The organism is Polaribacter vadi (assembly GCF_001761365.1).
Classification (GTDB): domain Bacteria; phylum Bacteroidota; class Bacteroidia; order Flavobacteriales; family Flavobacteriaceae; genus Polaribacter; species Polaribacter vadi.
Window position 1 is genome coordinate 3709112 of sequence record NZ_CP017477.1, and the last position, 12581, is coordinate 3721692.

The following is a 12581-nucleotide window of genomic DNA, read 5'->3' on the forward strand; positions in this document are numbered from 1 at the left end:
AGGTTAATTAGTTTCAATTGTATCTAAATCCTCAAATTTATCTTTTGTAGGGATAAAAGTTTGTAAAATAATTGCAATTCCCATCACCAAAGCACAGCCTAGTAAATTGAGCCATAAATAAGGCAACCAATCTAAAAAGTAAACAGCAATAATGATAACTTGAGTAATTAATGCAGCAATAAAAACGGCATTTCCTCTTACATATTTTACAAAAAATGCCAATAAGAAAATTCCTAAAACATTACCATAAAATATAGAGCCAATTATATTTACTAATTGAATTAAATTGTCAACTAAATTAGCGACACAAGCCACAGAAATAGCAATAATTCCCCAAGCTAACGTGAACCATTTAGAAGCTTTTACAAAATGTTCCTCGCTTTTTTCTTCTTTTACATTTCGTTTGTACAAATCTATAGCAGTTGTGCTTGCTAATGCATTTAATTCAGATGCTGTAGATGACATTGCTGCAGATAAAATAACAGCTAATAACAAACCAATTAATCCTCTTGGAAGATTATTTAAAATAAAATGAATAAACACATAATCTTTATCATTCGATTCTATTTTCTCTAACAAATTTTCTTCATCAAGTTTGTCAATAATTACTTTCGATTTTGCTTTAATAGCCAAATCTCTTTCATTTAACTCCTGAATTTGTTGTTTTTCATCAACTTGAAATCCATCTAAAAAAAGTGCTTTTTTACTGTTTTCTATGTTGATGTGTTCTTGCTCCAAAGCTTTATATTCATCAACATATTTAGATTTTTGAACCTCAAGATTTGCACCAGGATTAAAATTTAATGGAGATGGATTAAATTGATAAAACACAAAAACCATCACACCAATCAAAAGAATAAAAAACTGCATTGGTACTTTTAAAAGTCCGTTAAAAATTAAACCTAACTGACTTTCTCTTACAGATTTTCCAGATAAATAACGTTGCACTTGACTTTGATCTGTCCCAAAATAAGACAACATTAAAAATGTTCCACCTAAAATACCTGTCCAAACTGTGTATCTATTACTCAAATCGAAAGAAAAATCCAACACTTCCATTTTATTACTGGCTCCAGCAATTTCAAGCGCATTTGTAAACGTAATATTTTCAGGAAGCTGACTCATAATCATAAAAAATGCAATGAGCATTCCAATAAAAATGATAATCATTTGTTGTTTTTGAGTAACATTTACGGCTTTTGTTCCTCCAGAAACTGTGTAGATAATTACCAAAAAACCGATGATAATATTCAGCGTCATTAAATCCCAACCTAACACTGCACTTAAAATAATTGCAGGCGCAAAAATGGTAATTCCAGCAGCCAAACCACGTTGAATTAAGAATAAAATAGCAGCTAAACTCCTGGTTTTTAAATCGAATCTACCTTCCAAAAACTCATAAGCTGTGTAGACTTTTAATTTATGATAAATAGGTATAAAAACTACACAAATAATAACCATGGCAATTGGCAAACCAAAATAGAATTGCACAAACCCCATTCCACTATGAAACGCTTGTCCTGGAGTAGATAAAAACGTAATTGCACTAGCTTGAGTAGCCATTACAGATAAACCAATTGTCCACCATTTTGAATCACTTCCACCTTTAATATAGTCAGTTACATTGCTGTTTTTACGAGTAACATAGGTTCCATAAGCAACTATAAAGATTAAAGTAACAGATAAAATTATCCAATCTACAAGATGCAATTTGCTCTCTATTTCCATCCTTTAAACTGTAAAATAAGTGGTGATAAAATAAAATGCGATGATGTAAATAACATTGGCGACTAAAACCAATGTGTATTCCTTTTTCCAAGTATATTTTTCTTGTTTCATTTTATATTATTTTTATTTTGAAGCTATTTCCTGCTTTCCACTATATCTTTTTAATTTCGTCATTGCGAATCAAGCTTTTTGCTTGATGAAGCAATCTGTTTGTCAAAAAAAAAAAGTGCTTTTTAAAAAGCAATTAAAAAGGATGTCGTTTCAATCAGGGCTAAACTTATTTATTTTAAACAGTACTTTTTAAGAGCAAATTATTTTTTTATTTATAATCAGAAAAAACATTTTATTACAAACTTCAAACTTCAAACTTCAAACTTCAAACTTCAAACTTCAAACTTCAAACTTCAAACTTCAAACTTCCAACCACAAACTACCTACTCTTAACAGACAACATATTCGCAAACAATTTATAAGCGCCAGAAACACCTGCAGGTAATTCTCTAAAGAAACTTAAACCTGTGTAGATGTAATTTCCTTTGCCATATTTTGCAATTAGTAAACTTCCATTTTTTGGCAATTCTCCTTTATCATACATAGAAAGTAAAGGTGTAAAATTTGGATCCCAAGCATTTGGAAAATACAAACCTCTTTCTTGTACCCAATCTTTAAAATCTTCATCAGTAATTTTATTCGGATAATTTAATAATTGGTGATTGCTATCTAAAATAGTTACGTCTGCAAATTCGTCTGTAACTCGATCTCTAGAAAGGCTTAATTTATATGGTGATCCAACATCAACACCTCTGTTTGTGTTGTATTGAACAATCATATTACCACCTTTTTCAACATACTCTAACAAATATTTTTGTTTAAATTTTAGCTCTTTAACCACATTATACGCTCTAATTCCTAAAACAATGGCATCATAACTTTTTAAATTGTCTTCATTAATATCAGCAGGGTTTATTTCATCTACAGTATACCCAATTTGACGTAAACTTTCAGGAACAGCATCTCCAGCACCTTTTATATAGCCAATTTTATCACCCGTTTTTTTAATGTTTAAACGAACAACTTTTGCTTCAGAATTTAATAAAATACGTTGTTTAGGAATGTGGCTGTAATTTATTTCAAACAATTCTTTCGTGTATTCTTTTCCATTATAAGAAGCAATCACTTCCATTTTTCCAACAGAAGCTTCTCTTGGAGGAGACACCATAAACTCAACAGTTTCTTCGTCGTTTTTTTGTTCGATATTAAAAGCAATTTCATTTGGTGAAACTTGCCAATTTTCGGGAAGTTTTAAAGTTACTTTACCAGAGATGAAATTTGCGCCAGCTTTTACAGTAACACTAACTTTTTTCTCTTTTTCATTTGAAAAAATAAAAACCTTATCTTCTAGTTTTGTGGTAATTAAAGGTAGAATTTCAAAAGGTTCGTAAATTTCACCTTTATCGCTTTCAGCATATTTTCTCACTATATTTTTAGTGAAAGTAATTGGGATATTTCCAATCACTAAATTAAAATCTATTTTTGCTGGACTTGGCGTTTCTGGTTTTCCTATCAACAAAGGATCATCAACAGTATACATGCCTAATTTAGCAGGTTTTCTTAACCAATAAGGATCAGAATATTCATCAACAGAAAGTTTGATATTTTGTGTAAAATTAATTTCTTGGTTGTTTGTAATAGTTTGTTGTTTAACAAAGGTTTCACCATTAATTGTAGAAGTTATGGAAGCCAAAGTCATAGAAACATTACTTCTGTTTAAAACTTCAAAATCAACTTTTATGTTAGAATTTGGAGTTCCTTTATTGCTTTCTGCAGAAGCTTCTAAATATAAACCAGCACACGCTTCAATAATTTCTAAAATTTGTTTTTTCTTTAAATTTTTCCAATGTTCATCCTCTAATAATTCAATTTTTTGATACGCTTCTACTAATTTAGCAATGTGTTTAGACGGATTTCTAAAATCGAAATTCTCTTCAATATCATATAAAATATCGCCAATTTTTCCACCACCATTGATACGATTCCAAGTAGTATTGATTCCTGAAAAAATATCTTTTTTGTCTTGTAAAGAATCGCCTTTTAAAAATTTTAAATATTCGTTTTGCGATCCTCTTGTGGATTCACGTCCAAAACCTTGAGACAAATGTTGGCTACTTGCAATAGAAGCTAATTCGTTATTTGAAAGCCCTTTTTGTGGGTAATATTCGCCAATATCAAATTTTATCAAATCTTTTGAAGCTGCTTCAAAAGCAGCATTGTCTTTATAAAACCAAGAAGATGTATTGTAGAATAAACGTTTTGGTTGCCAAATACTGGTGTTTTTTAATTGAGGAGTAAATTGTGTGCTATCATTTGCCAATTCAAAAGCTTCCACACTCAACATAGCAGAACTTGTATGATGCCCATGTGTAGTTCCTGGAGTTTCATGATTAAATCTATTGATAATCACATCTGGTTTAAAGGTTCTAATTGCCCAAACAACATCACTCAAAACCTTTTCTTTGTTCCAAATTTCTAAAGTTTCATCTGGGTGTTTTGAATAGCCAAAGTCGTTTGCTCTGGTAAAAAATTGTTCTCCACCATCAACATTTCTAGCAGCTAATAATTCTTGAGTTCTTATAACACCTAATAATTCTCTAATTTCAGACCCAATTAAATTTTGTCCTCCATCTCCTCTTGTTAACGATAAATAACCTGTTCTTGCTTTTATAGTATTTGCTAAATAAGCAATTAATCGCGTATTTTCATCATCTGGATGCGCAGCAATATACAATGCAGTTCCTAAAAAATTAAGCTTCTGAATTTTTTCGTAAATCTCGTTTGAGGTTAATTTTTGAGGTTTTTGTGCAAAATTTGATATGGAAATCAGCAAAAAAGCTGAAATTGTAAGTAAACTTTTTTTCATTTTTATTGTTTGATAACGAACAAATGTACTTTATTTTATCAGTAAAAAGGAAGGTCTTAACATTTTTATAACGTTTTAGAGTTCATCAACAAAATGCTGATAACCTGTTAATAAATTAATTTTCAGAATCACATATTAACATTATATTTGTAATACTAATTAAGAAAAAAACTAAATGAAATTTATTGTATCGAGTTCGCAACTGTTAAAACAATTACAGGTTTTAGGTGGCGTAATAAATAGCAACAATACCTTACCAATTTTAGACAATTTTTTGTTTGAATTATCAGAAAATCAATTAAAAGTTTCAGCATCAGATTTAGAAACCACAATGAGTTCTGTAGTAGATGTAGAAAGTGATAGTACTGGTTCTATAGCTGTTTCTGCACGTTTGTTGTTAGATACTTTAAAGACGTTTCCAAACCAACCTTTAACGTTTAAAACAGAAGGTGATAATACTATTGAAATAAGTTCTGATCAAGGAAAATATGACATGGCTTATTTTGGAGGTGATGAATTCCCAAAAGCGGTTTCTTTACCAAGTCCAAGTAAAACAATTGTGCCTGCACATATTTTAGGAACTGCGATTTCTAAAACTATTTTTGCTGCAGGAAATGACGATTTGCGCCCAGTAATGAGTGGAGTGTTTTTTCAGTTTAGTTCACAAAGCTTAACTTTTGTAGCTACTGATGCTCATAAATTGGTAAAATATTCTAGAACAGATGTTACTGCAGATCAAACTGCAGAATTTATAATGCCAAAGAAACCTTTAAACTTATTAAAAGGAATTTTAGGAGGTTCTGAAAGCGAAGTTACTATTGAATATAATGATGCAAATGCAAAATTTACATTCGATAATGTAGTTTTAGTGTGTAGATTAATTGATGGTAAATATCCAAATTACGAAGCTGTAATTCCAAAAGAGAATCCAAATAAATTAACGGTTGATAGAGCTTCTTTCTTAAACTCTGTGAGACGTGTTTCTATTTTCTCTAGCAAAACTACGCATCAAATAAGATTAAAAATGGCAGGAACAGAATTAAATATTTCTGCTGAAGATTTAGATTTTGCTAACAAAGCAGACGAACGTTTAAGTTGCGATTATCAAGGAGATGATATGCAAATTGGCTTTAACTCTCGTTTTTTAAGTGAAATGTTAAACAATTTAAGCTCAAACGAAGTTTTAATTGAAATGTCTTTACCAAACAGAGCAGGAATTTTAACACCTATTGATGGAACAGATGAAGGTGAACAAGTTACAATGTTGGTAATGCCAGTAATGTTGAATAACTAATTAGATTCAAGTTTTTGAATCAAAATATAAAAAGCCACAATTTAAAAATTGTGGCTTTTTGTTTCTTAAAGAGTTAATACAAAACGAAAACTTTAAATTTAAATTACGAGTGAAATATCTAAATTAAAAACTTTTTTCTTTTGATAAATAAAACAAATTATTGTTTCTTGTAAATAGTTTAATTGATTAAAATAAGTGTTTTTTATGAATCATAATTTTGATGTTGTTATTGTTGGTGGAGGTACAGCTGGCCTAATTTTAGCAAGAGAATTAGGTAAAAGCAAAAGAAAAGTATTGCTTTTAGATAGAAAAAAAGATTTATTAGAATTTTCTTTTAATACCCTAGCTAGCTTTATTGATTTAGATAAATTTGGTTTAACACATAATGTTGTAGCACAAGATATTGATACTATTGCTTTCCATTCTAAAAGAATGAGAAGAAATATAAAATCTAATTTATATGTGTTAGATAAAAAACAAGTGCATATAGAATTATTGAATGCTATAAATACCAATTTTGTAACGATTAAAACTGGCGTAAACGTAAAGACGATAGAAACTGATGAACATAACAATTACACATCAGTAACTGATCAACATAAAGAAAAATACACAGGTAAAATATTTGTGGATGCTTCAGGCACCAATGCAGTTATTAGTAAAGAAGTAGGTTTGCGCGCCAAAAAAGTAAAGTTAGCAACAGGTGTAGAATATAATGTAAAGTATATTGGAAAACCAAACGAGATACACCTTTTAATGGGTAAAGTGTATCAAGGAGGTTATGGTTGGATTTTTCCTTTAAAGGATGAAAGAGCCATTATTGGTTTTGGTACTTTTGATGATGAAGTTGTTAAAGATTTAAAAAATCGTTTGCATAAAATTTTAGAAATCCCTAAAATTAAAAAACTAGTTATTAAAGATAATGATAAGGTAGAAGGAGCAAGTATTCCTATAACACCTGTTTTAGAAAAATTTGTTTTAAATAATTTAGTGTGTGTTGGAGATAGTGTTTCTCAAGTAAACCCAATTGTTGGCGAAGGTTATAAATTTATTTTTGAAGCGGCTTTAATGGCAAATAAGGCTATAGAGAAATCTTTAGAAAAAGATGATGTAAGCTATTTAAATGAGTATGAATTGGATTGGAAAAACAGATTTTCTGCAAACTATAATAGATCTAAAAAAACGCAAGAACGTTTCTTTAAATATTCTCAAAATAATATTTTGATGGATTATGCTTTGCTTCTTTCAAAATTTGTTACTGATAAAAGAGCTATAATATCACTCTCAGGAGAATATGGTTTAGAAAATAGTTAAGGTAGTTATAAGAGAATAAAACACGCAAAATTGATACATCAATTTTAAAAAAGAATATTTTTTTGTAACAATTTTAACATAATGAACACTAATAAGATATTTTAATAGTATTTTAGAAATTACCTAAAAAACCTTTAAAACGAAATTTTTATATTTGTAAATCAACTAAACTTTAAAAAACAATGGAAAATCAAGCAAACAGTAAAAGTATTATTTTAAATAGCGGCCTTTATTATGGGCTTCTCTTAGTTCTAACAAGTCTTATAATTTATGCTTTAGGGAAACATTTAGATACAACTGCTGGGTTTATTACTTTAGGAGTAACTGCAATTGGTCTTATTGGGTTTTCAGTCTTTGGAATGTCAACTTTTAAGAAAAATAATGGAGGATTTATGAGCTGGGGTCAAGGCTTAAAAATTGGAATTGGTATTATAATACTTGGTTCACTAATTAGTATTATTTATCAATATGTATTTTCAACTTTTATTGAGCCAGACTTTTATATGCAAGTAGAAGAGGTAACTAGGAACGGATTAGTAGATGCTGGACTTACAGAAGAGCAAATAGATGCTCAAATTGAAATGCAATCTAAATTTCAAGGAACACTAATAGGGAATGCTTTAGGATTGCTTTTCATGGCTTTTATAGGATTTGTTGTTTCTGCGATTGCAGCAGCAGTAATGAAAAAATCTGAAGAAGAAACTTACTAAATTTCAAACTTCAACGTTCAATAATTCATAAAATCGTAACTTTGAACTTTGGTTTTATAATATTGAATGAATACTATGGAAATTTCGGTAGTTATACCACTTCTTAACGAAGAAGAATCTTTACAAGAATTACACGATTGGATTGCAAAAGTTATGCAATCCAATCGTTATTTATATGAAATTATTTTTATTGATGATGGCAGCACAGACACTTCCTGGCAAGTTATCGAACAATTATCAGCCAAATATACTGCTGTAAAAGGAATTCGTTTTCAAAGAAATTACGGAAAAAGTCAAGCTTTAGATGCTGGTTTTGAACTAGCAAAAGGCAAGGTTGTTATTACTATGGATGCAGATTTGCAAGACAATCCAGAAGAAATTCCTGAACTATACAATTTAATTATCAAAGAAGATTTCGACCTTATTTCTGGTTGGAAAAAGAAACGATATGATAATGTTGTTACTAAAAATATTCCTTCAAAATTATTTAATGCAGCTGCAAGAAAAACATCTGGTTTAAAATTGCACGATTTTAATTGTGGCTTAAAAGCTTATAAAAAAGAAGTTGTAAAAGCAGTAAAAGTAAGTGGAGAAATGCACAGATATATTCCTGTTTTAGCCAAAAACGAAGGTTTTAATAAAATAGGAGAGAAGGTTGTGCAACATCAAGCAAGAAAATATGGTGAAACTAAGTTTGGAATCGATCGTTTTATAAACGGTTTTTTAGATTTGATAACCATTTCTTTTTTATCAAAATTTGGGAGAAGACCTATGCACATTTTTGGACTTTGGGGCACATTAATGTTTTTATTCGGAACTACGTTAGCATTTTATATTGGTGCAGTTAAACTTTACAAACTTTTTAACGGAGTTAAAACGATTTTAGTAACCAATAATCCTTGGTTTTATATTGCACTAACTTCCATGATTTTAGGAACATTACTTTTTTTAGCAGGATTTTTAGGCGAATTAATTATAAAAATGAAACCAGACGAAAAACACTATACAATAAAGGAAAAACTCAATTTCTAATCTGTATATTTGTATTTCAATTAACTTTTTTTATTACCTATGAAAGATATTTTAGACAAAGCAAAACAATGGTTAACTGCTACTTTCGATGCTGAAACGCAGACAGAAATCCAAAATTTAATCAACAATAATCCAAACGATTTAGCAGACAGATTCTATAAAAATATGGAATTTGGAACTGGTGGAATGCGTGGAATTATGGGTGCAGGAACTAATAGAATTAATAAATATACATTAGGAAGAGCAACGCAAGGTTTGTCTAATTATTTAATTGATAACGTAAAAAAAGAACAATTAAGTGTTGTAATTGCTTTCGATTGTAGGCATAATAGTAAAAAGTTTGCCAAAGTTGTGGCAGATGTTTTATCAGCAAATAATATAAAAGTTTTCTTGTTTGAAGATTTACGAGCAACTCCAGAATTATCATTTGCAGTTCGTCATTTAAATTGTGATGCAGGAATTGTTTTAACAGCTTCTCATAATCCACCAGAATATAATGGTTACAAGGTGTATTGGGCAGATGGAGGACAAATTGTTCCACCTCATGATAGTGGAATTATTGGAAACGTAAATGCGTTAGATTTTTCTGAAATTAAGTTTGATGCAAATGAAGACCTAATTGAAACGATTGGAAAAGAAGTGGATGCTGTTTTTATAGAAGATTCTGTAAAAAATGGTTCATTGTATGATAAAATTGATCGTAAAAATTTAAAAATAGTTTTTACATCCTTGCATGGAACTTCTATTGTTTCTGTGCCAGATGCATTAAAAAAAGCGGGTTATACAGATGTTCATATTGTTGAAGAGCAAAGAGAACCAAATGGAGATTTCCCAACAGTAAAATCGCCAAATCCTGAAGAGCCAGAAGCTTTAAAAATGGCTACAGATTTAGCAAATAAAATTGATGCAGATATTGTAATTGGAACAGATCCAGATTGTGATAGATTAGGAGTTGCTGTAAGAGATTTAGATGGCAACATGAAGTTGATGAATGGGAACCAAACCATGGTTGTAATGACGAAATTTCTACTAAAAAAGTGGAAAGATGAAGGGAAATTGAATGGGAAACAATTTGTGGGTTCTACAATTGTATCAACTGAATTAGTAAACGATGTTGCAACAAGTTATAACGTTGAAACAAAGGTTGGTTTAACAGGTTTTAAATGGATTGCAAAAATGGTTAGAGATTTTCCTGAACTCGATTTTATTGGTGGAGGTGAAGAAAGTTTCGGTTATATGGTTGGCGATTTTGTAAGAGATAAAGATGCAGTTACTGCAACTCTTTTAGCTTGTGAAGTTGCTGCTTTAGCAAAACAAAATGGCAGTTCTTTTTACCAAGAATTGCTAAATATTTATATTGATAATAGTTTTTATAAAGAACACTTAATTTCAATTACCAAAAAAGGAATGGATGGTGCTGCAGAAATTCAGCAAATGTTAAGTGATATGCGTAATAATCCACTCACAGAAATTGATGGTGAAAAAGTAGAATCACTTTGTGATTATGATGCATCAACAAAAAAGGATTTAATTACTGGCGAGGTTTCTAAAATCGATTTACCAAAATCAAATGTGTTGATTTATCAAACTGAATCTGGTACAAGAATCGCTGCAAGACCAAGTGGAACAGAACCAAAAATAAAATTTTATTTTAGCGTAAATGCTCCTTTAGATAATACAAAAAAAGCTACGCAAGTAGAAGCTAAATTGGATGCTAAAATTCAACGAATTATTAAAGAGATGAAGTTGAATTAATGAGTTATTTTAAAGATATTTTAAAGTACGAAAAGAAGTATAGAAAATTTACAGTATTAAACATCGTATTTAATATTTTCTATGCTCTTTTTAATGTTTTATCAGTTTTAGCTTTTATACCTGTTTTAGGGATTCTTTTTGAAACAGATAAAGAAGTAGTTGCGAAACCAGCTTATGAAGGCATTACCAATATAGGCACTTATTTAAAAGAAAGTTTTTATTATTTTATATCAGAAAAAATTGAAAATGAAGGGCAAATTAAAACCTTGTTTTTTATCTGTCTATTAGCCTTATCATTATTTTTTCTAAAAAATCTTTTTAGATATTTAGCATCTTACGTAATTACTTTTTTAAGAACAGGAATTGTAAAAGATTTACGAGATAAATTGTACAATAAAATTGTAGAATTACCAATTGCTTACTTTACAGAAAAGCGAAAAGGAGATATTATTGCAAGAATGACTGCTGATGTGCAAGAGGTGGAGGTTTCTATTTTAACATCTATAGAAACTATTGTTAGAGAACCTCTTACAGTTGTCATTGCAATTTCTATCATGCTTTTTATGAGTATGAAATTAACGCTTTTCGTGTTTATTTTATTGCCAGTTTCTGGTTTTATTATTTCATCAATAAGTAAAAAATTAAAATCGAATTCTGTAAAAGCGCAGAAAGAAACAGGTACTTTTTTATCATTTATTGAAGAAACTTTAACAGGTTTACGAGTGATCAAAGGTTTTAATTCAGAAAAAATTATTGAGCGTAAATTCAATAAATCTACCAAAACTTTTAGAGATTTAATGACGAGTGTTTTTCACAGGCAAACATTAGCATCTCCAATGAGTGAGTTTTTGGGCTCTGCAACAATTATTGCGATACTTTGGTATGGAGGAACTGAGGTTTTATCGAACACAAGTTCTTTACAACCAGATGAATTTATGGGATACATTGTGCTTTTTTACACAGTTTTAAACCCAATTAAATTAATTACAACTTCCTATTACAATATTCAAAAAGGTGAAGCTTCTGCAGAAAGAATTATGCAGATTTTAAATACTGAAAATAGTATAAAAGACAAACCAAATGCACTTGTAAAAGAAAGTTTTGATAATGAAATTGAGTTCAGAAATATCTCCTTTAAGTATAAAAACGATTATGTTTTAAAAGATTTTTCTTTAACAATAAAAAAAGGAGAAACTGTTGCTTTGGTTGGGCAATCTGGAAGTGGAAAATCTACATTAGCGAATTTAATTACACGTTTTTACGATGTTAATCAGGGTGATATTTTAATTGATAATGTTAGTATAAAAGATATTACAAAAAAATCTTTACGAGATTTAATGGGTATTGTTACACAAGAATCTATTTTATTTAATGATACTGTAGAAAACAATATTAAATTAGGCACAGAACATGCAACAAAAGAAGCTGTTTTAGAGGCTTCAGAAATTGCAAATGCAAACGAATTTATTCAGAATTTACCAGAAAAATTCGAGACTAATATTGGTGATAGTGGAGGAACACTTTCTGGTGGACAAAAACAACGATTATCAATCGCAAGAGCAGTTTTAAAGAATCCGCCAATTATGGTTTTAGATGAAGCAACTTCTGCTTTAGATACAGAATCTGAACAATTAGTGCAGCTTGCTTTAGAAAAAATGATGCAAAACAGGACTTCTTTAGTAATTGCTCACAGACTTTCTACCATTCAAAAAGCAAATAAAATTGTGGTGATGAAAAAAGGAAAAATTGTAGAACAAGGAAAACATGAAGAATTATTAGCTAAAAAAGGCGAGTATTTTAAGTTAGTAACGATGCAAAGTTTGAGTTAAAA

8 protein-coding genes are annotated in these 12581 nt (G+C 29.8%); 6 read left to right on the top strand and 2 right to left on the bottom strand.

Annotation, left to right across the window (positions count from 1 at the left end):
- Positions 1-3: 3 nt before the first annotated feature.
- Positions 4-1728 (bottom strand): sodium:solute symporter family protein, encoded by a 1725-nt coding sequence (locus tag LPB03_RS16030; protein WP_065320644.1) that lies wholly within the window; start codon positions 1726-1728, stop codon positions 4-6.
- A gap of 430 nt (positions 1729-2158) precedes the next feature.
- Positions 2159-4645: a PIG-L family deacetylase gene (locus LPB03_RS16035; RefSeq protein ID WP_065320645.1), complete on the bottom strand. Its 2487-nt coding sequence runs from the start codon at positions 4643-4645 to the stop codon at positions 2159-2161.
- 175 nt (positions 4646-4820) lie between these two features.
- On the opposite strand from LPB03_RS16035, the gene dnaN reads away from it, so the two are divergent.
- The 6 genes from dnaN to LPB03_RS16065 all read left to right on the top strand — a co-directional run bounded on the left by dnaN (position 4821) and on the right by LPB03_RS16065 (position 12579).
- Complete coding sequence (gene dnaN, locus LPB03_RS16040) at positions 4821-5939, top strand: DNA polymerase III subunit beta (protein ID WP_026775146.1); 1119 nt, start codon at positions 4821-4823, stop codon at positions 5937-5939.
- A 204-nt stretch (positions 5940-6143) separates the two neighbouring features.
- On the top strand, positions 6144-7253 hold the full coding sequence (locus LPB03_RS16045) for a lycopene cyclase family protein (protein ID WP_065320646.1): 1110 nt from the start codon (positions 6144-6146) through the stop codon (positions 7251-7253).
- A gap of 182 nt (positions 7254-7435) precedes the next feature.
- Positions 7436-7963 (top strand): DUF4199 domain-containing protein, encoded by a 528-nt coding sequence (locus LPB03_RS16050; protein WP_065320647.1) that lies wholly within the window; start codon positions 7436-7438, stop codon positions 7961-7963.
- Between the two features lie 75 nt (positions 7964-8038).
- Complete coding sequence (locus LPB03_RS16055; RefSeq protein WP_065320648.1) at positions 8039-8995, top strand: glycosyltransferase family 2 protein; 957 nt, start codon at positions 8039-8041, stop codon at positions 8993-8995.
- A 39-nt stretch (positions 8996-9034) separates the two neighbouring features.
- Complete coding sequence (locus tag LPB03_RS16060; protein ID WP_065320649.1) at positions 9035-10750, top strand: phospho-sugar mutase; 1716 nt, start codon at positions 9035-9037, stop codon at positions 10748-10750.
- Positions 10750-12579 carry an ABC transporter ATP-binding protein gene (locus LPB03_RS16065; protein ID WP_065320650.1) on the top strand — a complete coding sequence of 610 codons (1830 nt, stop codon included), beginning with the start codon at positions 10750-10752 and terminating at the stop codon, positions 12577-12579. The genes LPB03_RS16060 and LPB03_RS16065 overlap by 1 nt, the downstream gene beginning before the upstream one ends.
- Positions 12580-12581: the final 2 nt, after the last annotated feature.

Bases quoted from the DNA above. Each gene is read 5' to 3' on its own strand.
- LPB03_RS16050 (WP_065320647.1), top strand. From the start codon at position 7,436: ATGGAAAATCAAGCAAACAGTAAAAGTATTATTTTAAATAGCGGCCTT.
- LPB03_RS16060 (WP_065320649.1), top strand. From the start codon at position 9,035: ATGAAAGATATTTTAGACAAAGCAAAACAATGGTTAACTGCTACTTTC.
- LPB03_RS16030 (WP_065320644.1), bottom strand. From the start codon at position 1,728: ATGGAAATAGAGAGCAAATTGCATCTTGTAGATTGGATAATTTTATCT.
- LPB03_RS16045 (WP_065320646.1), top strand. From the start codon at position 6,144: ATGAATCATAATTTTGATGTTGTTATTGTTGGTGGAGGTACAGCTGGC.
- dnaN (WP_026775146.1), top strand. From the start codon at position 4,821: ATGAAATTTATTGTATCGAGTTCGCAACTGTTAAAACAATTACAGGTT.
- LPB03_RS16055 (WP_065320648.1), top strand. From the start codon at position 8,039: ATGGAAATTTCGGTAGTTATACCACTTCTTAACGAAGAAGAATCTTTA.
- LPB03_RS16035 (WP_065320645.1), bottom strand. From the start codon at position 4,645: ATGAAAAAAAGTTTACTTACAATTTCAGCTTTTTTGCTGATTTCCATA.
- LPB03_RS16065 (WP_065320650.1), top strand. From the start codon at position 10,750: ATGAGTTATTTTAAAGATATTTTAAAGTACGAAAAGAAGTATAGAAAA.